Raw genomic sequence first — 24046 nt, 5'->3', positions numbered from 1 at the left:
GCCGGCCACCTCATGACACAGGGCGGCTTCGGCCGCCCTGTGTCATGGCGCACACGCACCCATGCGAACATCGGCACGTGCGCGCCGCATCACCCGCCGTGCGTCAGCCCGACGGTATCGAGTGCGATGGCCAGGATCATCGCGCGCGCATTCGGCGGCGTGGGGCGGCCACTCGGGCGGAACACGTCGTCCCCGCACGCGATCCGCGCGCCCGACAGCACGCAGACCCCGGCCTGCCGTGCGCGCCCCGGTTTCCAGTGCTGCTCGCCGAAATGCGCACGCCCCGGCTCGACCCAGCGCACGACCAGCAGTTGCGCCGAGCGCTCGAGCACCTGCACGTGCGGGCGAACCGTCGACACGCGCGGACGGTCGAGCGCCGCCGCCAGGATCATCGCTTTCGATTCGAATGGCGCCCGCCCGCGCGGGCTGAACACGGCGTCGCCGCAGACGATCTTCTCGCCGGACAGCGCGCAGTGGCCCGAGCGCAGCGCACGCGCCGGCGCCCAGCGCTGTTCCGCGCCGCCCGGCGCGAGCCAGCGCACGATCAGCATCTCGTCCGAATACGCGAGCACCTGCACACGCGCATTCATCCGGCACCACGCATCGGGCAGCGCTTCGCCGGCGCACGCGCCGCGGCGCGCGTGCTACCACCCATACTTCAGCTCGACGCCGACATAGTCGGCGTTGTGCCCGCCCGCCTGGCGGATCGCATCGCCGACCTGGAAATGCACGGCCTCGATCGCACCGATGAGGTTCGCGGCAATCGTCCAGTCCGCGCGCAGCTGCACGTACATCCCGGTCCACAATCCGCCCTTGCCCGCCGTGCCCGGCACCGGGATGTTCGGCTGCTGATAGACGGCGTCGCCGGTCGTCTCGCGCCACTGGAAGCCGAGCGCACCGAGCAGCGACAGGTTCGCCGACGGCTTCAGCGTCACGGACGGCTTCACGTGAATCAGGTTCGCGTAACTCGTATAGCCGGCCAGCGTGAAGTAATAGCCGTTCGGAAACAGCGGGTTGAAGGTGCTCACGCGGCCGTCGTGCGGATGCCGGTCGCCCGACGCCGCGTCGACCTGCAGCGCGATACGCGGCGACCACGGCGCATCGAGCTTGTAGCCGGCGATCGACCCCACGGCCCACGCCCCGATCGTCGCGTTGCCGACCGTGCCAGTCTGCAGCATCGTTTCGAGATCCCAGTCGAAGCGACCCAGCGTGCCCGTGTAGCGCACGTCCCACACGTCGCGATGCTCGGGACCGCTCGCGTCGAGGAACCGCGCGTTGTTGCGGTTGTAGCGCGACCAGTAGCCGGACAGGTCGCCCGGCCCGACCGACTGCCGCTCGAAGCGCACGCCGCTGAACGTGAGGTCGCGATTCGACACGTCGTCGAAATCGGACGCGTTGCGGTTCTGCACCGGCTGCGTCGCATAGCCGATGAAGCGCCACTTCTGGTACTCGTAAACGGCCCAGACCGCATCGAACGCCTGCCGTACGTTCGGGCCGTCGCGCGTGGCGATGAAACGCTGCAAGTCGAACGCCATCTCCTGGCGGCCGACGCGGAACTTGAACGTGCCGCCGCCGAGTGCGCCCGTGTAGGTCGCGAACGCCTGCTCGAGATCGAGCGGGTTCTTGTCGACCGGCGACACGGTGTTCTTGCCGAACGCGCGGGCGTCCTGCAACTGCACGAAGAACTGCCAGTGCTGGCCGAGATGCGCATCGGCATGCACTTCGATGCGCTGGATCAGGTACGTATCCGATTGCGCGGAACCGATCCCGAACAGCGGCGCGTCATTGGTCTCGAGACGCTCGCGCAGGTTCACGCCGAGCGACAGATAGGAGGCCGGATCGTTGCCGAGCGGAAGGTATTTCAGGCCGTCGAGCGGTGCGCGCGGCACGCACGGATTCGCGAGCACCGACCAGTCTTCCTGCCAGCGGTTGAACAGCACCACGGGGCGCTTGGCCGTACAGGTCGATGCGGCAGCGGCGGTGGTCGTTGCCGATGACGCGGCCGGCGCCGGCTCCTGCACCGGCGTGGAAGCCGGCGTGGAAGCCGGCGTCGATGCCGGCGCCGTTTGCGCGCATGCCGCGTCGGCGCCCGCGAACAGCAGCCCCGCGACGATCGACGCGCGCGCGGCCCGTGCGGCGTGCTGGCCGTGATGTCTGCCCCCTGCCCGCTCGATCATGCGCGCTCCTGTGTGGTCGTACCCGCCGTTCGTGCCGCGCACAGGGCAAGCGTCGCGAGCGCGCCGACCGGCGCGAGCAGCGCGAAAAACCCGACGAAGCGGAACCCGAGCGCGCCGCATGCGGCACCGAGCGCGAACGCCACGATCGCCGGCAGCATCTTGCCGAAGCGCGCCCGCGCCGCCGCGCGCGCGGCCTCGGCCGTGCCGGCGGACAGCATGTCGACGACGTCGAGGATCGCCTGCGTCACGTTGCCGGTCATCACCGTGTTCGGCACGCCGCCGGCGCGCGCAATCACGCGCGGATGCGCGTTCTGCACGCCCATCGCGAACGTGCCGACGATGCCGGCCACGAGCGCCGGCAGGCTGTCGGGCTGCGTGACGGGCGTCGCCCATACGCCGGCCGCGCAGAAGCCGAGCAGCAGCACGGCCTGCACCGCATGCAGCGTGCGCGTGCCCTGCCAGGCGGGCCGCCCGGACATCGACCGCGCGATCAGGCTGCTCGCGATCACGCCGCAGACGAACGCGGGAAACACGCTGAGCTTCAGCACGACACCCTGGCCGAAGCCCGCGATGCCCGCGCCGATCAGCACGAAGTTGCCGGTCACGTGCGCGGTGAACAGCCCGAACAGCGCGACGAAGCTCAGCGTGTCGACGAAGCCGGCCACCGCGGCAAGGATCGTGTCCTCGTGCTTCATCGCGCGGCGCTCGCGTGGATCTCGGCGACGTAGCCGCCCGGGAACTGCACGAGCGCCGCGTCGCGGCCGTCCGACGTGAACGGCGGCACGAGCACGGTCACGCCGGCCGCCTTGGCCTTCTCCAGCGTCGCGGCGAGATCGTGCACTTCGTAACCGGTCATCTCGCGCCCGAACGGATACGGCAGGTGGCCGTCGGTCACGAGCACGGTCATCTTGCCGAAGCCCGATTCGATGCGGATGCGGCGATACGTGTCGTTCGGCCGGCCGATCTCGATGCCCGGCGCCTTGAGGGTGTCGGACACCACCTTGCCGTTCGAGAACTTCACGAAATCGTGCACCAGCTTGCGCACGCTTTCCGGCGACACGTACACGCGGTTCTCGGGCACCGTCTCCAGCGCGTCGTAGTGCGGCGCTTCCGTATGCCAATAGAGTTGCATGTTCAGGCCGCCGGCCCAGCGGATGATCGCGTCGCGGCCGATCGGATCGGGGAACGTGTCGACGATCACGTCTGCACCGTGCGCGCGCGCCGTCTTCATCGCGACGTCCATGTCGGTGACGAGATAGCCGGTGCGCTCCGCGCAGAACGGATACGGGATCGGCGTCTTGAAGCCGAACACCGACACTGTGCCGACCGGCGTGAGCACGAGCTGCGACATCGTCTGGCTCGGCGTGGGCGTGACCTGGAACACGCCCTGCTTCGACTTCTTGCCGCCGAACGTCGCGACGAAGCTGTCGGTGAAGCGGTCGAAGTCTTCCGGCGCCACGCACACGTGCGTCGTTTCGTATTGCGGACCGACGGCCACCGTCGGCGTGGCCGCCGGCGGCACCGGCGGTTTCGCGAACGCCACCGGCGCGACGGCAAGACCGCCCGCGAACAGCGCGGCGAGCAGCACGGAACGAATGGATTTCATCACGGGATTCCCTGGTTGTTTCATTGTCATCGGATGGAGCGGCCGTCATCGGCCGGTTGCCGTGCATCGCCGAGCACGGTCGCAAGCACGAGGGCCGCGATCAGCCCAAGATGCTCGAAAAAGCTGTTGAGTGCCATGAAATGTTCGGCACCCGAGCGGTTCCAGAAATCGTTCGCCACGACCATCGCGACCAGCGTCAGCATGCCGAGCGCGCCGGCGCCGAGCCACGTGAAGCGGCGAAACACCACGCACAACGAGCCGACGATCTCGACCACGATCGCCAGCGCCGCCCACAGCGCGGCCGGCTGCAGGCCGAAATGCGCCTGCTCGGCCACCGCGTCGCCGAAGTGCATCGCCTTGTTGACGCCACCGATGAGGAACGCGGAAACGAGCGCCAGACGCGCGAGCGGCAGGACCCACGGCTGCGACAGCAGCGCGCGGATCCATGCCGGGTTGCCATGGGCAGTGCGCGCCGTCATGTCAGACCGCCCAGCACGAACAGCCGAACGCGCCCCAGAAGCCCTTCGCGTCCGAGGTCGGCAACGCGCGGCTCCACGCGCTGGCATGCGCATGGCCGTGCAGGCCGCACGCACTCGCGCAACCGCACATCGCCGCGGCCGCCGCGGCGCGCTGCAGCGGCGCGCCGTCGCGCTGCGTCGCGCCCCAGCCGCCGTAGCCGCCGTACTCGCGCACCGGCGACCAGTCGGGCATCGCGGGCGGAATCGGCGCGTCGTGCGACGCGAACGGCCCCGCCCCCCACACGATCCGGCCGCCGACCACCGTCAGCAATGCAGTCGTATCGACGATATCGTCCTCCGCGCACGTGAAGAAATCGCGATCCGGGACCATCAGGTCGGCCAGTTGCCCGACCGCGATGCGCCCTTTCTTGCCCTCTTCGTTCGAGAACCACGTCACGTACTCGGTCCACATCCGCAGCGCGGTCTCGCGATCGAGCAGGTTGCGTTGCGGATACAGGCGCATCCCGCCCACCGTCTTGCCCGTCACCAGCCATGCGAGCGACACCCACGGGTTGTACGACGCCACCCGCGTCGCATCGGTGCCGGCCGAGACCTTGAGGCCTTTCGACAGCATCTTCGCGACCGGCGGCGTCGCTTCGGCCGCCTGCGCGCCGTAGCGCTCGACGAAGTACTCGCCCTGGTACGCCATCCGGTGCTGCACCGCGATGCCGCCGCCGAGCGCCGCGATCCGGTCCATCGACTTCTCGGAGATCGTTTCCGCATGATCGAAGAACCAGTTCAGCCCTTCAAGCGGGATGTCCTTGTTGACCTTCTCGAACACGTCGAGCGCGCGGCTAATCGTTTCGTCGTAGGTCGCATGCATGCGCCACGGCCAGCGGTTCTGCGCGAGCACGCGCACGACGCCTTCGAGATCGTCCTCCATCTGCGCCGGCAGGTCCGGGCGCGCGACGCGGAAATCCTCGAAGTCGGCTGCCGAGAACACCAGCATCTCGCCTGCGCCGTTGTGACGGAAGTAATCGGTGCCGTCGTGGTACTTGCTGCTCTTCGTCCAGTTGACGAAGTCTTCTTTCTCCGCGTTCGGCTTCTGCGTGAACAGGTTGTAGGCGATGCGGATCGTCATCTCGCCCGCGTCATGCAGCTTGCGGATCACCTCGTAATCGTCGGGATAATTCTGCGAGCCGCCGCCTGCGTCGATCACGCCCGTCACGCCGAGCCGGTTCAGCTCGCGCATGAAGTGACGCGTCGAGTTGTACTGATACTCGAACGGAAGCTTCGGGCCTTTGGCGAGCGTCGCGTAGAGGATCGTCGCGTTCGGGTTCGCGAGCAGCAGGCCGGTCGGGTTGCCCGCGGCGTCGCGCAGGATCGTGCCGCCCGGCGGCTCGGGCGTGTCCTTCGTATAACCGACGACACGCAGCGCGGCCGCGTTCAGCAGCGCACGGTCGTACAAATGCAGGATGAACACCGGCGTATCGGGCGCGACCGCGTTGAGCTCGTCGATCGTCGGCAGGCGCTTCTCGACGAACTGGTGTTCGGTGAAGCCGCCGACCACGCGCACCCATTGCGGCGCAGGCGTGATCGCCACCTGGTGCTTCAGCATTTCCATCGCGACCGTGAGCGAGCGTACGCCGTCCCAGCGCAGCTCGAGGTTGTAGTTCAGGCCGCCGCGAATCACGTGCGTGTGGTTGTCGATCAGGCCGGGCAGCACGCTGCGGCAATCGAGATCGACGACCTTCGTCGCACGGCCTGCGAGCGGCATGACCTCCGCGTCGCTGCCGACCGCGACGAAGCGGCCGTCCTTGATCGCCACGGCGGTGGCGACAGGGTTCGCACGATCGAGCGTCGTGATGCGCCCGTTGTGCAGGATGAGATCGGGTTGAGTAGCGGTTGCGCTCATGAAATGTCCTCGATGCGGTCAGAAGCCGAGCCAGTGACGGACCGGCGCGATGGCCTGGGCGCCGATCAGCATGCCGCCCAGGCCGACCAGCGCGATCAGCGGCGGGGCCGGCGAACGCACCTTGATCACGCTGTACACGACGCCGATCAGCACGCCGGCGCCCAACGAAAGTAGATAAGATTCCATAACGATTTTTCTCCCGGCCGGATTAGAATCCCCTGCATCGCACGCCCGCTTTCGCGGTGCGCTGCATCCGTTCCGCTTCCCTGCCATGTATCCCGACCATGCAACACCTTCCTGATCTCGAAGCCTGGGCCATCTTTGCGCGCGTCGCGGAGACGGGCTCGTTCGCGAAAGCCGCCGACCTGCTCGGCGTCACGCAGCCGACGGTGTCGAAGGCCATCGCGCGCCTCGAAAAACGCCTCGGCGCGATGCTGCTGTACCGCACGTCGCGCAAGCTGTCGCTCACGCCGACCGGCGAACTGCTGCGCGACCGCGCGATCCGGCTGCTCGCCGATGCGGAACTGATCGAGAGCGAGGCGTCCGCGCAGGCGCTCGAACCGCACGGCCTCGTGCGCGTGAATGCGCCGATGTCGTTCGGGGTGCGCCACCTGTCGCCGGTGCTGCCCGCGTTTCTCGAACGCTATCCGCGCGTCGACGTCGACCTCGTGCTCACCGATCACATCGTCGACATCGTGTCCGGCGGCTTCGACGTCGCGATCCGCATCGCCGAGCTCAGCGATTCGTCGCTGCGCTCGCGCCGGCTGTGCGCGGTGCGCCGGCCGCTCGTCGCGTCGCCCGCGTACCTCGACCGGCACGGCCGCCCCGCGCACCCGCGCGACATCGAACAGCACGTGTGCCTCACCTACACGAACCTGCCGACGCCCGAACACTGGCGCTTCCGCCACCCGGCATCGGGCGACGAGGTCGGCGTATCCGTGCACGGCCGCATTCGCACCAACAACGCGGACGTGATCGTCCCCGCGCTCATCGCCGGTCATGGCCTCGCCCTTCAGCCCGAGTTCCTGGTGTGGGAAGCGATGCAGCGCGGCGAGCTCGAGGAAGTGATGTCGGACTGGAAGATCGCCGACATCAACGTCAACCTCGTCACGCCGCCCGGCATGCTGCGCGCCGCGCGCGTGACGGTGCTGCTCGACTTCCTCGCGGAACACTTCGCGCACGCGCCGTGGGCGTTGCCAGCAGCCTGAGCGGGCGACGGCCGGCGACAGCGGATCGCCGCGGCCGGCCGTTGCCACGATCGCGGCCGGTGTCCGTTACTTCGCCGGTACCGCCGCGAGCGACTCGTGCGGCGTGGCGGTGCGTTGCGCGGCCTTGTGAACCATCGTGTACGCGTAGTCGACGCCCATCCCGTACGCGCCCGAGTGCTCCTTCGCGATCGCCATCACCGCGTCGTAGCTGTCGCGGCGCGCCCAGTCGCGCTGCCATTCGAGCAGCACCTGCTGCCACGTGACGGGCACGACACCGGCCTGCACCATCCGCTGCATCGCGAAGTCGTGAGCGGCCTGCGACGTGCCGCCCGATGCGTCGGCCACCATGTAGATCTCGTAGTCGCCTTCGAGCATCGCGCACAGGGCGAACGTGGTATTGCAGACTTCCGTCCAGAGGCCCGACACGACCACCTTCTTGCGGCCGTTCGCGGCCAGCGCGTCGCGCACCTTCTGGTCGTCCCACGAGTTCATCGACGTGCGTTCGAGCGTCTTCTGGTTCGGGAACACGTCGAGCAGCTCGGGGAAGGTATGGCCGGAGAAGGCCTCGGTCTCGACCGTCGTGATGGTGGTCGGCACGTTGAACGCCTTGGCGGCCTTCGCGAGCCCGACGACGTTGTTCTTCAGCGTCTGGCGATCGATCGACTGCACGCCGAACGCCATTTGCGGCTGCTGGTCGATGAAGATCAGCTGGCTGTTCTGCGGCGTCAGTACTTCAAGTTTCGGATTGCTCATGGCGCAAGGTGTCCTGTGAACGAGAAAAGGGGGGCCTGCCTCGACCGTCGAAACGGGAGGAGCCGGAGGTATGTCGGCGCCGGATCGTCATCCGGGCCGAAATATTTAAGCCGCAAACGCGCGGCGCGAACACCCGAGAAACGGAATCGAACCGATTCCCGGATCGATGCCTGTTCGGGGCTGCCCGCCCTTTTTTTCTTCACGCAAACCCGATACGCTTTCGAAATCTTGACGGCGCGCACCGCGCCATTCGTCTGCCATCACGGGCCCGCCATGAAACCGTATTTCCTGTCGCTGTTCGCCGGCATCCTCGCCGGTGTCATCTACGGCGCGCTTGGCGTGAACTCGCCGGCGCCGCCGATCATCGCACTCACCGGCCTGCTCGGCATGCTGGCCGGCGAACAGATCCTGCCGGTCGCGCGACGCATGCTCGCGGGCCACCGGCTGAACACCGCATGGCGCGACGCGAAGTGCAGCCAGCACATGTTCGGCGCACTGCCCGGCGGCACCACGAACGATCGCAAGCCGTCGTGACGCAATCGTTCATCACCGGCCACGCATGACCAACGTCGAACTGTTTCATTACCTGCTGCTGTTGATCTGCGGTGCCGGCGCACTCACGTGGCTCGCCGAACGGATCTCGATTCCGCCGGCCGTCGTGCTGCTGCTCGGCGGCTGCGTGGTCGCGGTCGCCGGCAAGCGCGTGCCCGACATGGACCCGGCGCTGCTGCTCGCGGCCGTGCTGCCGCCGCTGCTGATGTCGAGCGGGTTCTACACCGCGTGGAAGGAATTCCGGCAGGAGCTGGCGTCGATCGCGTCGCTCGCGCTCGGGGCCGTGGTGTTCACGACCGTCGCGGTCGCGCTCGCCGTGCATGCGGTGAACCCGGCGCTGCCGTGGGCCGCCTGCTTCACGCTCGGCGCGATCGTGTCGCCGCCCGATGCGGTCGCCGCGAAGGCGATCCTGCAGCGCCACCCGCTGCCCGCGCGGCTCGTCGCGGTGCTCGAAGGCGAAAGCCTCGTCAACGATGCGTCGGGCCTGCTGCTGTACCAGATGGCCGTGTCGGCCGCGCTCGCCGTGTCGATCACGGCCGCGAGCGCCACCGGCCTGCTCTTCTCGCTCACGCTGATCGGCATCGCGGTCGGCCTCGCGTGCGGCCATGCGATGAGCTGGGTGCTGCCGCGCCTGCGCGACCCGATGCTCGGCATCGTCGTGACCTTCGCGATGGCATGGGGCAGCTACGGGATCGCGGAAGCCGTCGACGGCTCGGGCGTGCTGTCGGTCGTCACCTGCGGGCTCGTGCTCGGCGTGCGCCAGCATCGCGTGTTCGACGCCGACATGCGGATCAAGGCGAAGGCGACCTGGGAAGCGATCGTGTTCGTGCTCGACGCGCTCGTGTTCATCCTGATCGGCCTCGCGCTGCACGCGATCCTCGCACGCGTGAACCACGAAGGCGCGGTGCTGATGGCCGGCCTGCGCGTCGCGCTGCCCGCCACCGCCGCCGCGATCGCCGCGCGCATCGCATGGGTGTTCGTCGCGATGTGGCTGCCGGGCCGCCTGCGCACGCCGCGCGCCGGCCACGCACCGTGGTCGTGGCGCGAGGCCGTCGTGCTCGGCTGGTCGGGCATGCGCGGCGTCGTGAGCCTCGCGGCCGCGATCGCGTTGCCCGCCAACTTCCCCGGCCGCGACCTGATCCTGTTCAGCACGTTCCTGCTGATCATCGCCACGCTCGTCGTGCAGGGCGGCACGCTCGCGCCGCTGATCCGCGTGCTGAAGCTGCGCCCGGCCGCGCGGCACACGATGTCCGAGCATGCGGTGCGCGCACACGCGTTCGGCGCGGCGCTCGCCGAACTCGACGCGCTCGAACAGCGCGGCTCGACCCTCGAGCGGCCGTCGCTCGACCGCCTGCTCGCCGAATACCGGAACCGCGTCACCTTCAACGAACGCGCGCATCGCCAGGGTGCCGAGCCGGCCAACGTGCGTGCGCGCATGCTGCGCGTCGAACTCGACCTCGTCGGCGTGTCGCGCCGCGCGCTGCTCGACCTGCATCGCGACGGCAAGGTCGACGACGCCGCGCTGCACCGGATCGAATCGGAACTCGATTTCGAGGAACTGCGGCTGCAGCGGCTGCTCGAACCGTGACGCCCGGCCCGGCCGCCGGCCTCCCCTTTTTTCACATGGAACTGCAATGAGCGAACTGTCCGTCGAAGCGAGCATCGGCTCCGTCGATTACCTCGTCCACTTCAGCGATGGCGTCCACCAGTGGCGCGCCGACGAACCGGCGTCGCTCGGCGGCGGCGATGCGGCGCCCGCGCCCGTCACGCTGCTGCTGTCGAGCCTCGGCGCGTGCACCGCGATCACGCTGAAAATGTACGCACAGCGCAAGGGCTGGCCGCTCACCGAAGTGCACGTGAAGCTCGCGCACGAATCGTGCAGCGCGGGCAGCACGATCGTGCGCCGCATCACGCTCGAAGGCGACCTGTCCGGCGAACAGCGCGAACGGCTGCTGCAGATCGCGAACGCATGCCCGGTGCACAAGATCCTCACGCATCCGATCACCATCGACACGGCGATCGCCTGACGCGCCCCGCCTCGACTACCAGAGCCCCACCATGTCCGCCTCGATCAAGACCCTGCTCACGCCGCGCGAAAGCGACATCGGCAACCTCGTCGTGCGCCGCGTGCTGCCCGCGCGCGCCGCCCGCCTCGTCGGCCCGTTCATCTTCTTCGACGAGATGGGGCCGGCCGTGCTGCCGGCCGGCAGCGGCATCGACGTGCTGCCGCATCCGCACATCGGCCTCGCGACCGTCACCTACCTGTTCGACGGTTCGCTGATGCATCACGACAGCCTCGGCTTCCGGCAGAAGATCGTGCCGGGCGACGTGAACTGGATGACCGCCGGCCGCGGCATCGTGCATTCGGAGCGCTCGCCCGACGAAGACCGGCCGCGCGATCAGCCGGTCCACGGGATCCAGACCTGGGTCGCGCTGCCGGTCGAGCATGAAGACACCGCGCCCGCGTTCGTCCATCATGCGGCCGACACGCTGCCGTCGTTCACGCGCGACGGTGCGAGCGTGCGCGTGATCGCGGGCACCGCGTTCGGGCTCACGTCGCCGGTCGCCGTGTTCTCGCCCACGCTCTATGCGGTTGCGGAATTCGCGGCAGGCGGCACGCTGGCGCTCGATGCCGAACATGAGGAGCGCGGCGTGTACCTCGTCGACGGCGATCTCTCGATCGACGGCACGCCGCTCGCCGCCGCGACGATGGCCGTGCTGGAGCCGGGCGCGACCGTGACGCTCGCCAGCACGAACGGCGCCCGCGTGATGCTGCTCGGCGGCGCCCATCTGCCGGGCGAGCGGTTCATCGAATGGAATTTCGTGTCGAGCGCGCGCGCGAAGATCGATGCGGCCCGTGCGGCGTGGGCCGATCAGACCTTCGGCAAGGTGCCGGGCGAAGAACACGAGTGGACGCGCCAGCCGGAACGCAAGGCGCAGTAAGGTCACAACGCACAGCCAGCGGGTTCGCCCGCGGGCAAGCCACGCAACGGCCGGCTCCCATGCCGGCCGTCGTGCGTTTACCGCTTCAATCCCATCAGCTTCGCGAGCGTCGGCCAACGGTCGAGCGACTCGATGAACGCGCGGCGCGCCTGCTCGTCGACGTAACGCTCGGGATCGAGCGCGGGCAGGTGCCGCGCGAGGCCGAGCACGTCGTTCGGTTGCGACAGGCGATCATCGTCGCTGTCGGCGGGGAGCATTACTGTTCGTCGATCCATACGCCATCCGGAGTTTTCACCGCGTAGCCCGCGGCCGTCTGCATCGTCACCGTGCCCTCGTTCTCGCCCACCATCCGCGTGCGCGGCAGGTCGGCCGCGTACTGCGCGAGCGTCGTGCCCGGCTTGAACGGGCTGTTCGACACGAGGTTCGACAGCAGTTGCGCGAGCGCGAGGAAGCTGGTCGGCTGGTCGATCACGGTCGTCGCGCCGTGGTTGCCGGTAAAGCCGACGAGCCGCACGCCGACCGGCCCGTGCACGATGCGCGGCGTCGGGATCTCGCGCAGGCCCGCGACCTGGTACTTGTCGCCGCGCAGCGCGGCGCCGTGCTCCGGCACGAACACGATCACCGCGCGGCGGCCCGATTGCGCGATCAGGTCGGCAAGGTGATCGAAGTCGTCCATCAGCTTCGTCACGCGCTGCGGATACGAGTCGATGCTCGTCAGCGCGCTGCCGACGACGCGGTTGCCGTCGTGCAGGCTGATCGTGTTGTAGTACAGCGCGACCGGGCCCGGCACCGACGCGCGCTGCGCGTACCAGTTCGCGAGCGTCGCGTAGTCGCTCTTGATCTCCGAGCCGTCGAACGCGTGCATCGCGACCGGCGCGGCCGCGTTCGACACCGGCGGCGCGTCGGGCACGCCGATGTTGTCGTGGATCACCTGCAGGAAGTTGTCGAAGTGGCCGTCGTGGTTCAGCAGCGACTGCACCTTGTAGCCCGCGCTCGCCAGCTGCGAGAACAGGTAGCACTGCTGCGGCGCCGGCTTGTACAGATCGGCGTGCGCTTCCTGCCCGCAGCTCGCGCGCAGCACGCGGATCGCGGCCGGGCCGCTGTAGCTCGCGGCCGTGCTGAAGTTATTGAACAGGTAGTCGAAGTGACTCAGCATCGGGTGGTTGCGCACCTTCGCGGCATCGAGGTCGTCCCACGACAGCGAGCAGATGTGCAGCACGATCACGTCGAACTGTGTGGATGGATCGTTGCCGAGATGGCCGAACGCGACCTGCCGCTGCGATTCCTGCGTGCGGAACGTCGCGAGCGCGGCGTTGTGATCCTCCGGCTGGCCGGCGAGCGTCGTGCCCGTGGCGCTCGCCTGCTGCGGAAGCGGTGCGACGACGCGCGCCATCAACCCGCTGCCGGCCTGCCACAGCGGCATCACGACCAGCACGGCCAGCACGAACGTCGCGACGCGCAGCCAGCGATTGACGATGAAGTAGACGATCAGCGCACCGGCCACCGTCAGCAGCAGCACCGGCGGCAGCAGGCGCGGCAGCAGCTCCATCCAGTACTCGAGGCGGAACGTGCTCACTTCGCGCGCGGCTTCGGCGAGCCGCGCGAGCGGCGGCGCATGCATCTCGCGCGCGAGCAGCGGCACCGCGATCGCGATCGCCACGACCTGCCGGACGATGCGCCACGCGCGCCGCCGGATCGGCGCGCTCGCCGCGAGCGCCACCGCGAACGCGAGGTTCGCGAGCCAGAACGGCTGCAGGTGCCCGGTCGCGAACAGCGCGAACTTCAGGATGAAATACAGATTCCAGAACGTCATCTAACCCACTCCATGATGAGCGCCGCGTCAGTCGCGCGCCCGATCGAGTTTCGGCGCCAGCATGGCCAGCAGGCCGCGCGCCGCACCCTTCCACATCCGTACGTTGCCGTCCAGGCCGATCCGCAACACTTCCTTCAGCCCGCCCAGCGGCGTGTCGACCCGCTGGCCTTCGTGCCAGTCGAGCCACGCATCCGCGCGGCCGAACGTGCATTGCACGAGCTGGCGCTCCTGTTCGAGCGTGAGTTCGTCGAAGCTCACGCCGACATGGGTCGGCGTCACGCGGCTCACGCGCACCGGGAACGGGAACGGCCGGTCGCCGCGCGTCACGCACACCGTCAGCGTGTCGCCGACGGCGAGCGAGAGCCCCGGCACCGCTTCGAGGCCGAGGCCGCCGGTCGAGTAGTCGCTCGTGAAGCACGCGGCGGTCGAGCCGTCGGCGAGCAGCAGCATGGCCGGCACGCGCATCGCGATCCGGTGCGTGACGCGCACCTGCTTGGTCTCGCGCGCCACGGCCAGCGCCGCGCCGAGCATCGCGAGGTTGTACACGGTCCAGCCGAGCGTGATCAGGATCGTCGACGCCTCGTCGCCCTGGTCGGCCACGAGCCGCCACAGGCCGGCGAGGATCGCGAGCACGTTCATCCCGAACAGCACCAGATACGGCTTCGACGTCGACCAGTCGACGTAGCCTTCGTCGATCTTGCCGCCCTTGTCGGTCACGTTGAACTTGCCGTGCTTCGGGCTGAAGAACGCGACGGTGGTCGGCAGCGCGATGTACCACGCAAGTACCGATTCGTAGACCTCGGCCCAGAACGAATGGCGGTAGCGCCCCTGCATCCGCGAGTTCGCGACGTTCGCGAGCACGAGATACGGGATCACGTAGCTCGCGAGCGCGAGCGCCGACGCGTTGATGAAGTACAGGTGGAAGAACAGGTACGCGAGCGGGATCGTCAGGAACACCAGCCGCGGAATCCCGTAGAAGAAGTGCAGCATCGCGTTGCCGTAGCAGATCCGCTGGATGAGGCCGAGCCCGCGCCCGAGGAACGGGTTGTCGATGCGGAAGATCTGCGCCATCCCGCGCGCCCAGCGCGTGCGCTGCTTCACGTGGCCCGCGAGGCTTTCGGTCGCGAGGCCGGCCGCCTGCACGGTCGGCAGATACGCCGACGTGTAGCCGCGCCGGTGCAGCTTGAGCGCCGTGTGCGCATCCTCGGTCACGGTCTCGACCGCGACGCCGCCCACCTCTTCCAGCGCGCTGCGCTTGAGCACCGCGCACGAGCCGCAGAAGAACGTCGCGTTCCACAGGTCGTTGCCCGACTGCACGAGGCCGTAGAACAGGTTGCCTTCGTTCGGGATCTCGCGGAACGTGCCGAGGTTGCGCTCGAACGGATCGGGCGAGAAGAAATGGTGCGGCGTCTGCACGAGCGCGCACTTCGGGTCGCGCAGGAACACCCCCATCGTCGTCTGCAGGAACGAGCGCGTCGGCACGTGATCGCAGTCGAAGATCGCGATGTATTCGCCGTGCGTCTTCGGCAGCGCGCGGTTGATGTTGCCGGCCTTCGCGTGGCGGTTGTCGTCGCGCGTCACGTAGTCGATGCCGGCCTCGCGCGCGAACGCCTCGAATTCGGGGCGCTTGCCGTCGTCGAGCAGATACACGCGCAGCTTGGCCGTCGGCCAGTCGATGCTCTGCGCGGCAAAGACCGTCGGCTTCACGACCGACAGCGGCTCGTTGTAGGTCGGGATGTAGATGTCGACGGTCGGCCAGGTGTCGGGATCGTCGGGCAGCGGCACGATCGGCCGGTCGAGCGGCCAGGCGGTCTGCACGAAGCCGAGCAGCAGGATCATCCACGTGTAGGCTTCCGCGCCGTACAGCAGATAACCGGCGACGGCCTCGACCGGGCTGCGGAAATCGAGCGTCTGCGTGGTGCGCCACCACATGTAGCGCACCGTCGCGAGCAGGGCGAGCGACGCGAGCGCGAGCGTCGGCAGATGGCCCGGCAGGCGGCGCAGCGCGAGCGCCAGCACCGCGACGATCGCGAAGAACGCGAACTGCGCGCCCGGCATCAGCGGCGACATCCCGGCCGCGGCCCACAGCAGCGCGCCGGCCACCAGCAGCAGCGGCGCGAGCCAGCGGTGCCGGCCGACACCGTTCGCGCGCGCATCGAGCCAGCCGCCCCAGCGCACCCACGGCAGGCGCGCGAGCAGCGCGTCGATGCGCCGGCCGACCGCGCGCCCGGCCACGTAGACGGGCACGACATACCGGTCGAACCACGCGAGCGGATCGCGCGCGGGCCGGCCTTCCGCCGAGCGCGGCGCCCGCACGATCGCGCGCCACAGCCATTCGCGCGGGCTGAGCGGCTGCAGCACGCCCCACTCCTGCGCCAGCCGCAGCGACGCGACGCGCACCCAGCGGCGCACGTGATCGGGCCGGCCCGGCGGCGGCGCGTGGAAGAACAGCCGCACGATCCAGTCGACCAGCGTGCGTTGCGCCGGCAACCCGATGCCGCGTGCGAGCCAGTCGGCCGCACGACGGCCGAGCGCACGCAGGCGCAGCGCGAAGCCCGCGTTCATCGCGCCGCTCCGCGGCGACCGGCGGCGCCTGCCGCCAGCCACGCATCGACCCAGTTCGCGACGCCGTTCAGGTCGTGCGACGCCTGCGAATACGGCGCGTCGTCGAAGATCCAGCTGCCGCGCGCGAGCGCCTCGGGCACGGCCGCATCGACGTGGATGCGCTGCTCGAGCATCGACGCCGGCCCCGCGACCGCGCGCAGCATGCCGAGCGCGTCGCGCTGCATGTCGCGCGCCGGATTCAGCCGGTTCACGACGATCTGCAGTTCGCCGCCGCCGGCCCGCAGCGCGCCGAGCCGCGCGGCCGTCGTCGCGCACGCGGTCGGCTCGGGCGGCACGACGACGAGCGTGAGGTCCGCGCGGCGAATCGCCTGTTCGGCCTGCGTCGACGGATAGCGCGCGGTGTCGATCAGCACGACGCCGTCGGCCGGCAGCGCAATCTCGTCGAGCGCGCGCGCGAGCCACGCGGGATCGGCCGCGAGCCGCGCATCGCACGCGGCGGCGCCGGCCGCGTCGACCTGCCCGTACGGGACGAACAGCACGCCGTCGGCGTTGCGCCACGTATGGGCATGCCACGGCTCGCCGCCGAGCAGGCTCTGCGCGAGGCCATGCTCGGCCAGCGAGTCGAGGCCGAGCGTCGCGCCCATCAGGTTCTGTGCATCGAATTCGACCGCGACGACCGGCCGGCCGCGACGCGCGAGCAGCACCGCGAGCGCGGCCGTAAGCGTCGTGCGGCCCGCGCCGCCCGTCGTCGACGCAATGGCGATCGTCTTCATCGGGCCGCCTCGCCGCTACGCTCGCCGCGCGCCGCATCGGGCAGCAACCGTCCGCGCAGCGCGACCGGCACGAGTTCGCAGGGCACCGCGTCGCGCCGGTCGATGCCGCGCGGCGCATGAAAACCGCGGCCGATGCCGAGGTGCTGTGCGACGATCCACACCGGCACCGCGATCACGATGCCGACGATGAAACCGATGACGATTTCGGCAATCATGCGACTCCCTCCTTGCGCAGCGGCATCGCGCTGCGGACGGCGCTGCGCTTGCGCGCGGCGGGAATGACGGGTTCCGGCGCCGATGCATCGACAGCCGCGGCCGCCGGTGTCGCACCGATCGCCTCGAGCGCGACGATCGTATCGATCGCGTCGATCGCGCCGCTCACTTCGCCCGCGTCGGGCACCGCCGCGCCGAGGTCGGTGCGCACCGACGGTTGGCGCGTCGCGCCCGCCGGCTGCGTGGCCGCGAACAGGTCGCTGTAGTCGGCGATCGGCGCGCGCCGGTTCTCCGCCTTCAGCGCATTGAGCTCGGTGTCGATGCTGCCGTGGCCGAGGCACACGACGCGGTCGGACAGCGTGTCGACCGGCACGTCGAAGATGCGCGCGAGCGCGTCCTCCGCATCGGCCGGCTCGCACGCGAACAGGAACACGTACAGGTGCGCGGCATCGGCCGTCACGACGTCGCCCGCGCGGCGCGGCCGGCAACACCGCAGCGCGTCGACGTGCGACACGCCCGGCAGCAGCGCGATCTTCGCGAGCGTGTGCGGCAGCGCGAGCACGGCGCCGCGATCGAGCACCGCGCGAATCCGCAGGCAGAACGCGCCGACCGGCAGGTAGCCGAGCACGGAATCGCCGAGCGCGGCCGCGAGCGCCGCACGATAGTCGGCCGCGACGGGCCGCGCATAGAGCTGGCCGCGCAACGCGTGCACGGCGGCCTGCATCCGCGAGACCGGCAGGTCACGCGCGACGACGCGGCTCGCGCCGACGCTCAGCACGAGCATCTCGAACTGCTGGCGCAGCACTTCGCCGCGCTCGACGACCGCGATCTTCAGCGCACCGCCGCACTGCCGGCGCAATGCGTGCACGTCCGCGCAGAGTGCTTCGAGCTGCGCATGCGAGCGGAACACGAGCACCGCGGTCGCGGCCTGCGCATGCGCGCAGGCGGCGACGACGGCCGCGTTGTCCTCGACGATCTCCCAGCCATCCGGCACGCGGTTCGTGCCTTCGAGCACCGCGCGGCTGACGACCACGCGATCCTCGTCGCTCGCGAGCTTCATCCGGCGCGCGGGCTCGGTCGCGCCGCCGTCGACGTTCGCCGACAGCCGGCCGCCCGGCGCAAAGCGCAGCGGCCGCACTTCGCCGGCCGCGAGCGTGTCGCCCGCCCGCCAGAAATCGACGACCCACAGCAGCTCGCCGTGCGTGCGCTGCAACTGCGCGACGCCCGAGCAGATACCGTGGAAACCGCTGCGCGGCGTGCGATCCGCATCGCGCACGAGCGGCGCATCGTCGGTGCGCGCCGCGCCGCCCGCACGGGTCGCCTCGGGATCGAGCAGCAGCACCAGCGCGATCCGGCGCGTGCGGCACCAGTCGGCGAGTGCGTGCGCCTCGTCGGCGAGCGCGATCGGGTCGTCCCAGCTGAACCAGCGCTGCGCGCCCTCGACGAAATACAGCGAGCGCGCGCGAAAGCCGTAGCGCTTCAGCGCTCGCAGGCCGCCGGTCAGTCGTGCGAACGGGCCCGGCGCCGCGCGGCGCGGGGCGTCCGCGGTTGCGCCGGCGCCGGGGTTGTCACCGTTGGCCGGCTCGGCCGCGGGCGGCATCGCCAGCACGTTCAGGTTGCGCGGCCAGCCGGCCGGCTGCGCGCCGCCTGCAAAGCCGCGTGCCTGCATCTGGTCGGCAACGTGCGCCGCGTCGCGCGCGAGCACGACCGTCACGTCGCGCGTGCGCGCCTGTCGCGCGCTCTCCCACACGAGCGCATCGCAGGCCGGCGTGCCGCCGGCCGCATAGATCGCGTACAGGCCGCCGGCTTCCAGTTGCGTCCACGTATCGGGCAAGCCGTCGATCGCGAGCCGGCTCACCGTGCCGATACGGCCGCCGGCCGGCGCGCCCAGCAGCGCACGTAGGCGGCCCAGCAGGCGGGTGGCGCCGAGCGCGGGACGGGTGGCATCGAGTTCCGTGTTCACGGCGTTCCCCTAGTAACCTAGTAATCCGAATAAAGCCGCACCGGCGTCGGCGTGACGAGCCAGCTGCGTTGCGCGCGCGCGTCGAACGCATAGCGCAGGTACACGAGCGCCGAACTCGGCGCGTAGTCGTGCGACCGGTCGACCTTCAGCTGCGCGCCGACGCTCAGGTGCGGGTTCACGCGGTACTCGACGATCCCGTTGATCCCGTACGAGAACGACACGCCGCGCGTCGAGCTGCCCGTGTACACGAACCCGGCCGCCACCTGCGCGGCCCGCTGGTCCGACGACATCGGGTAATACAGCGAATCCTTCTCGTAGCTGTTCGAGATCCCGCCCGTGACGGTCAGATCCCACGACAGCGCATCGTGCCGCCCCGCCCATTCGATCGGCACGCCGAGCGACAGGTAGCGTTGCGGGCTGTAGTAGCCGCCCTGCCCGTACGTGTAGTAGCGCAGGTTCTCCGCGTAGTGCCATGCGTTGCCGACGAGCCCGGTGCTGACCTTCATCGTCGCGCGCTCGTACACGGGTACCGTGAAGCCGGTGCGCAGCGTGACTTCCGCGTTGCGTTCGACGTTGCGGCCGGACAGCACGCCCGCGCCGAGTTCCGCGAACAGGTTCGTGCGGCCGACGTCGACCGACGCGCGCACGGTCACGCCGTCGCGGCGCACGCCGCCCCAGACCGCGCCCGTCCACGGGTCGCGCATCCCCGAGTACGACAGCACGCTGCTCGTTTCCGGCCGCCGCGACGCATTCACCGAGAAACTGGCCGGGCCGGCGTCGAAGCGATAGCGCACGCCGCCGACCAGGTAATGCACGGGGAAACCGAGCGGCGACGTGCCGAAATCGAAGCGCCATGCGTCCGTCAGGTAGCCGGCGCCGAGCGCGACGCCCGTGGCCGTCTGGTGCAGCGAGCCCGGCGGATTCGCGATCGATGCGGGGGTCAGCGCGTTCTTTGCCTTGAGATCCGCGTAGCTGCCGAACGTGGTGAGCGAATACGCGTTCGGATTGCTCGTGTCGAGCGTGCCCGGGTCGAGATGCACGGTGTCGATCTGCGCGAACACGTGCCCGTCGTAGCGGATCGGCATCTGCATGTAGATCGGCACCTGCTGCGCGCGATACGACGAGATGCCTTCGTCGCCCGACTTGTAGGCGGGCGTCCAGCCGGTTTCGATCTCGGGATTGCGCCGCTGCTGGAGATCCGCGAACGCGGCCTGCGCAGGCGTCAGCCCGTCACGGCCCGGGCTCACGCCTGTCGTGCGCTCCTGCGACTGCGACAACCGGTACAGCGACGCCGCATCGTCATAGCGCCCCTGCGCCTCGGCCACGCGGCCGGCCGCGACCGTCACGTCCGGGCGCGACGGATACGCGGCATGCAGCCGGTCGGTCACCTGCCCGGCTTCGTCCGGACGGCGCAGCGCATTCAGGCGACGCACGGCCGACAGTTGCGTGTCGACGTCGTCGTCCGGCGTGCGGGCCAGCACCGCCTGCACGCGCGCAAGCGCCGCGGCCCGATTGCCGCTGTCCTCGTCGATGCGGGCCAGCGCGAGCTGCGTATCCGCATCGTCCGGCGTGCGCGCGACGACCGGCGCAAGCGCGGCGCGCGCCGGATCGTAATGCCCTTGCGCGCGTTCGAGATCGGCCAGTTCGAGCGCATAACGCTTGTCCGCGCGGCCGGCCGGGCTCGCGCGATCGAGCCGCTTGCGCGCCTGCGCGTAATCCTGCTGCGCGATCGCGTCGTCCGTCTGCCGCAGCACGAGCCGCAGCGACTGGTCCTCGATCCTCGCCGTCTGTGCGGGCGTCAGCGACGGTTCCCGGCGCAGCGTGTCGAGCCACGCGGCGAGCGCGTCGTCGCGCCCCGCGCTGCCGAGCAGGTCGCCGTAGCGCAGCCGCACGTCCGCGTCGGCGTCGCGCGGGTGTGCGGCGATCCAGTCGTGCAACGGTGCGAGCCCGCGGTCGGGTTCGCCCGCGTCGATCCATTGCGCGCCGATCGCGGCGAGCATGTCGGGATCGTCCGGCGCGCTGGCCTGCGCATGCGCGAGCGTGGCGGCGAAGGCCGCGCGATCGCCGCGTGTGTACGCGCCGCGCGCGTCGGCCAGCGCGCTTTCGGCATCGAGCTTGCGCGCAAGCGCCCGCATCCCGTCCGAACGCTGCGCATCGTCGACCGGGGCCAGCGCGGCCTGCGCGCCCGCGACGTCGTCGAGCGAATTGCGGTACAGCGCGGTCGCGTAGCGCATCTCGGGCGTCGCGCTCTGCGCCAGCCCGTCGTCCATCACCGTGCGGCCGAGCTGCGGCAGCCCCATGTCGCGATAGAGGCGCGCGAGCGCGAAGCGCGTCCACGGCGCGTCGGGCGCCGCGCGCACGGCCGCCTCGTAACGCTGCGCGGCGGGCCCGCGTTCGCCCTTGTCCGCCAGCGCGCGCGCCTGGTCCGCGAGCAGGTCGGCACGCAGGCCGTCGAGCGCGCGTCGATCGTCGCGGCCCGTCACGCGGCCTTGCAGCGCATCGAGCAGCGGGCCGATCTGGTCCGCGCGGCCGGTGTTCTCGTACAGCGTGGCCGTGCCGCGCACGGCCGCGAGGTCCGGCGAACGAGCGGCGAGCAACTCGCGCAGCAACGGCTCCGCGCGCGTCCAGTCGCGCTGCGCGAGCAACGCGTCGGCAAGCTGCAGCTTCGCGTCCGGGCTGTCCGGCTGCATCGCGAGTGCCGCCCGTGCGGCACGCTCCTCGTCCTGCGGACGGCCTGCCGCGGCCGCCGCGCGGCCTTGCGCGAGCAGCCCCCAGAACTGCGCGGTGCGTGCGAGGCCCTGCCATTTGCCGCGCTGGTCGGTCGACAGCGTCGCGGCACGCGCGAACAACGTGCGCGCTTCGTCGTGCCGCCCTTCGCGCAGGCGCAGCAGGCCGAGCCCGCCGACCGCGTCGGCGTCGTCCGCCCGCGCCCGCGCGGCACGCGTGAGCAGCGGATCGGCGCCGGCCAGGTCACCGCGCGCGAGCGCCTGCAGGCCGCGCTGCTGCGCGATGTAGTCGGGATTGCGTTCGAGCTGGCGCTGCGCGTCGCGCTGGCGATCCAGTTCCGCGACGCGGTCGACGAATTCGGTATCGTCCGGCACGAGCACGAGATACGCATGCAGTGCATCGAGATACGCGGGATCGCTGCCGGCCGACTGCAGCACGCGCCGCCACAGCGCCATCGCCTCCGTATGGTCGGCGTCGGCGCGCTTCGCGAGCGCCCAGGCGATCCGGTTCGCCTCCGGCCGCGTGTCGGCACGCTGGTTCAGGAGCCGCGCGAGCGCCATCGTCGCGCTCGTGTCCTGCGGATCGGCCGCGACCGCGCGGCGCAGCGCGGCGATCGCCGGCTCGCGTCCGCCCGGCGCATTCGACACGATCTGGTAATACTCGGCGCCGAGCGCACCCGACGGCGCGCCGTTCGGAAACAGCGCGACGATCCGCCGGGCCGCTTCGTCCGCGCGGCCGCTGCGCGCGAGCAGGCGGATCTGTGCCATCTCGCCGCGCCCGCTCGTCGCGACGCGGTATTCGTCAGCCACCCGCCGCGTGGCGGGCGCGTTCGGCGACTGCGCCTGCAAGCGTGCGAGCGACGCCTGCGCGCCTTTCGCATCGCCGAGCCGCAACAGCACGCGCACTTGTTCGGCCAGCAGCTCGGGATCGCCCGGCGCGATCAGCAGCCCCTTGCGCAGCGCGTCGCGCGCGAGGTCGTCGCGATGCTTGACGCCCCACATCCGCGCGGTGTCGAGCAGACGCTGCGCATCGACGGACGCGGCAGTCGCCGGCGCTGCGGGGTTCGCCAGCGGCGCGTGCGCGGCGGTGCCCGGCGCCGCCGCGCACACCGACGACGCGAGCCACGCGAATCCCGCGACGTGCGGCGCGGCGCGCTTCAGCGGGCGGCGCACGAGCGGCCTCCCCAGCGGGTGTCGAGCGTGCCGTCCGCGCCGAACCGGTAGCGCCCGTCGCGCCAGCCGAGCCCGAACAGCGTCAGCACGCTCGTGTAGTAACCGGGCGGCGACTGGCGCGCGAGCGTATCGACACGCGCCGCCTGGGCATCGGCCAGCGCGCGCTGGCCGCGCGCGTCGAGGAACGGCACGGCCGCCGCCGAGAAGCCGCCGTTGCCGTCGTTCGGCCCGGCGACGCCGGTCGTCGTGTCGACCTTCTCCGGCGGCGCGCCATGCGCGGCGATATGGTCGGCGAACGGCGCAAAACGCGCGAGCATCGGCGCGGCGAGCGGATCGGCGCGGTCGAGCATGCCGGCCCACAGATACACGCGGATCGCGTTGTACGCGCTCTCCGCATGCGTGTCGCGATCGGGCCCGAAACCCGTGCCCGCGCGATACAGCGCCCAGTCGGGCGAGAAGCCTTTCGGTGCGGTGTCGAGCAGCACGCGCCCGGTGCTGGAGACGAGCGCGGCCCAGCGCTTGTCGTCGGGCAGGCGCGCGCCGAGCGCACGGATCACCTGCGGCGGCGAATAGCTCGGGTTCACGCGCCACTGGCCGTCGGCGAGCTTGAACCCCGTCGGCCCGGGCAGCAGCGTGAGGCCGAGGCCCGGCACGGTCGCCGTCTCGACGTCGAGCACGCGCTTCGCGAGCAGCGCGCCGCGCGCCGTGTAGCTGCGTTCGTGCCACAGCCGCCCGGCCTCGACGAGCGCATACGCGATCCACAGGTCGGCGTCCGACGCCGCGTTCGCGTCGAGCACGCGCCACGCGCCGTCGGGCGCGCGGCCCCACAGCCACGCGGGCAGGTGCGCGCTCAGGTCGCCCTGCGCGAGATTGTTCTCGGTCCATGCGAGGATCGTGTCGAACATGCGCCGGTCGTTCGCGACCAGCGCGAAGAAAAGTCCATACGCCTGCCCCTCCGATACCGTGCGTGAATCGGCCGAGCCGACGTCGATCACGCGGCCGTCGGCCGAGATGAAATCGCGCTTGAACGCGTCCCAGCGCGGCCACGACGCACTGCAGCCCGCGTCGGCCGCAGCGGCTCCCGCGGCCTGCGCGCGCGTGGCCATGCCGGCCGCCGCGCACGTCATCGCCACCGCCAGCGCGAGGGCCGCGCCGACGCGCCGCGCCGGCCGCGTTGCCCGTCGCTTCGCCATTGCCCGCGCCATCCG

At 70.5% G+C, this 24046-nt stretch carries 21 protein-coding genes; 5 read left to right on the top strand and 16 right to left on the bottom strand.

Annotation, left to right across the window (positions count from 1 at the left end; all coding sequences use genetic code 11):
• Positions 1 to 89: 89 nt before the first annotated feature.
• From CFB39_RS40720 to CFB39_RS07335, 7 genes are all read right to left on the bottom strand, one after another.
• Positions 90 to 551: a DUF3331 domain-containing protein gene (locus tag CFB39_RS40720; protein WP_373452723.1), complete on the bottom strand. Its 462-nt coding sequence runs from the start codon at positions 549 to 551 to the stop codon at positions 90 to 92.
• Positions 552 to 644: 93 nt separating this feature from the next.
• On the bottom strand, positions 645 to 2177 hold the full coding sequence (locus CFB39_RS07360) for an alginate export family protein (RefSeq protein WP_089472602.1): 1533 nt from the start codon (positions 2175 to 2177) through the stop codon (positions 645 to 647).
• Entirely contained in the window at positions 2174 to 2872 is a 699-nt protein-coding gene (locus CFB39_RS07355; protein ID WP_089472601.1) for a YoaK family protein, read from the bottom strand. Before CFB39_RS07355 ends, CFB39_RS07360 begins: the two co-directional genes overlap by 4 nt.
• Positions 2869 to 3783, bottom strand: a complete 915-nt coding sequence (locus tag CFB39_RS07350) for a glyoxalase (protein WP_089472600.1) — start codon at positions 3781 to 3783, stop codon at positions 2869 to 2871. Before CFB39_RS07350 ends, CFB39_RS07355 begins: the two co-directional genes overlap by 4 nt.
• A 26-nt stretch (positions 3784 to 3809) precedes the next feature.
• Complete coding sequence (locus tag CFB39_RS07345; RefSeq protein ID WP_089425140.1) at positions 3810 to 4262, bottom strand: DoxX family protein; 453 nt, start codon at positions 4260 to 4262, stop codon at positions 3810 to 3812.
• 1 nt (position 4263) lies between these two features.
• Positions 4264 to 6156 carry an amidohydrolase gene (locus tag CFB39_RS07340; protein ID WP_089472599.1) on the bottom strand — a complete coding sequence of 631 codons (1893 nt, stop codon included), beginning with the start codon at positions 6154 to 6156 and terminating at the stop codon, positions 4264 to 4266.
• A gap of 18 nt (positions 6157 to 6174) precedes the next feature.
• Entirely contained in the window at positions 6175 to 6342 is a 168-nt protein-coding gene (locus CFB39_RS07335; protein WP_059557006.1) for a DUF1427 family protein, read from the bottom strand.
• Between the two features lie 98 nt (positions 6343 to 6440).
• On the opposite strand from CFB39_RS07335, the gene CFB39_RS07330 reads away from it, so the two are divergent.
• Positions 6441 to 7364 carry a LysR family transcriptional regulator gene (locus tag CFB39_RS07330; protein ID WP_089472598.1) on the top strand — a complete coding sequence of 308 codons (924 nt, stop codon included), beginning with the start codon at positions 6441 to 6443 and terminating at the stop codon, positions 7362 to 7364.
• 66 nt (positions 7365 to 7430) lie between these two features.
• On the opposite strand, the gene CFB39_RS07325 is transcribed toward CFB39_RS07330, so the two are convergent.
• Positions 7431 to 8117, bottom strand: a complete 687-nt coding sequence (locus CFB39_RS07325) for a hydrolase (RefSeq protein ID WP_069247732.1) — start codon at positions 8115 to 8117, stop codon at positions 7431 to 7433.
• A gap of 273 nt (positions 8118 to 8390) precedes the next feature.
• Here CFB39_RS07325 and CFB39_RS07320 point away from each other — a divergent pair, with 273 nt between their 5' ends.
• Genes CFB39_RS07320 through CFB39_RS07305 form a run of 4 tightly spaced genes read left to right on the top strand, consistent with a single transcriptional unit; the run spans position 8391 to position 11612 of the window.
• The gene (locus tag CFB39_RS07320; RefSeq protein ID WP_089473241.1) at positions 8391 to 8651 is read left to right on the top strand and encodes a XapX domain-containing protein; all 261 of its coding nucleotides are present in this window, start codon (positions 8391 to 8393) and stop codon (positions 8649 to 8651) included.
• Positions 8652 to 8676: 25 nt separating this feature from the next.
• Positions 8677 to 10257 (top strand): sodium:proton antiporter, encoded by a 1581-nt coding sequence (locus CFB39_RS07315; RefSeq protein ID WP_089472597.1) that lies wholly within the window; start codon positions 8677 to 8679, stop codon positions 10255 to 10257.
• A 46-nt stretch (positions 10258 to 10303) separates the two neighbouring features.
• Positions 10304 to 10696, top strand: a complete 393-nt coding sequence (locus CFB39_RS07310) for an OsmC family protein (RefSeq protein WP_089472596.1) — start codon at positions 10304 to 10306, stop codon at positions 10694 to 10696.
• A 31-nt stretch (positions 10697 to 10727) separates the two neighbouring features.
• The gene (locus tag CFB39_RS07305; protein ID WP_089472595.1) at positions 10728 to 11612 is read left to right on the top strand and encodes a pirin family protein; all 885 of its coding nucleotides are present in this window, start codon (positions 10728 to 10730) and stop codon (positions 11610 to 11612) included.
• Positions 11613 to 11689: 77 nt separating this feature from the next.
• Here the strand turns inward: CFB39_RS07305 and CFB39_RS07300 are convergent, their stop codons facing one another.
• From CFB39_RS07300 to bcsZ, 8 genes are read right to left on the bottom strand one after another with little or no spacing between them, the layout of a single operon-like run.
• A complete protein-coding gene (locus CFB39_RS07300; protein ID WP_089425132.1) occupies positions 11690 to 11887 on the bottom strand; it encodes a hypothetical protein in 198 nt (65 codons plus the stop codon).
• Positions 11869 to 13425 carry a cellulose biosynthesis protein BcsG gene (gene bcsG, locus CFB39_RS07295; protein WP_089472594.1) on the bottom strand — a complete coding sequence of 519 codons (1557 nt, stop codon included), beginning with the start codon at positions 13423 to 13425 and terminating at the stop codon, positions 11869 to 11871. Before bcsG ends, CFB39_RS07300 begins: the two co-directional genes overlap by 19 nt.
• A gap of 27 nt (positions 13426 to 13452) precedes the next feature.
• Positions 13453 to 15990 (bottom strand): UDP-forming cellulose synthase catalytic subunit, encoded by a 2538-nt coding sequence (bcsA, locus tag CFB39_RS07290; protein ID WP_089473240.1) that lies wholly within the window; start codon positions 15988 to 15990, stop codon positions 13453 to 13455.
• Positions 15987 to 16763, bottom strand: coding sequence for a cellulose biosynthesis protein BcsQ (bcsQ, locus tag CFB39_RS07285; RefSeq protein WP_089472593.1), 777 nt, complete (start codon positions 16761 to 16763; stop codon positions 15987 to 15989). The genes bcsA and bcsQ overlap by 4 nt, the downstream gene beginning before the upstream one ends.
• Complete coding sequence (locus CFB39_RS07280; protein ID WP_089472592.1) at positions 16760 to 16978, bottom strand: hypothetical protein; 219 nt, start codon at positions 16976 to 16978, stop codon at positions 16760 to 16762. The genes bcsQ and CFB39_RS07280 overlap by 4 nt, the downstream gene beginning before the upstream one ends.
• Entirely contained in the window at positions 16975 to 18939 is a 1965-nt protein-coding gene (bcsE, locus tag CFB39_RS07275) for a cellulose biosynthesis protein BcsE (RefSeq protein WP_089472591.1), read from the bottom strand. The genes CFB39_RS07280 and bcsE overlap by 4 nt, the downstream gene beginning before the upstream one ends.
• A gap of 17 nt (positions 18940 to 18956) precedes the next feature.
• The gene (locus CFB39_RS07270) at positions 18957 to 22838 is read right to left on the bottom strand and encodes a cellulose synthase subunit BcsC-related outer membrane protein (protein WP_089472590.1); all 3882 of its coding nucleotides are present in this window, start codon (positions 22836 to 22838) and stop codon (positions 18957 to 18959) included.
• Positions 22823 to 24043: a cellulose synthase complex periplasmic endoglucanase BcsZ gene (gene bcsZ, locus CFB39_RS07265; RefSeq protein ID WP_089472589.1), complete on the bottom strand. Its 1221-nt coding sequence runs from the start codon at positions 24041 to 24043 to the stop codon at positions 22823 to 22825. Before bcsZ ends, CFB39_RS07270 begins: the two co-directional genes overlap by 16 nt.
• Positions 24044 to 24046: the final 3 nt, after the last annotated feature.

Origin of the sequence: Burkholderia sp. AU6039 (assembly GCF_002223365.1) — a bacterium.
GTDB lineage: Bacteria > Pseudomonadota > Gammaproteobacteria > Burkholderiales > Burkholderiaceae > Burkholderia.
The sequence above is the reverse complement of the archived record's forward strand: the minus strand, read 5'-3'. Positions and strand labels throughout refer to the sequence as shown.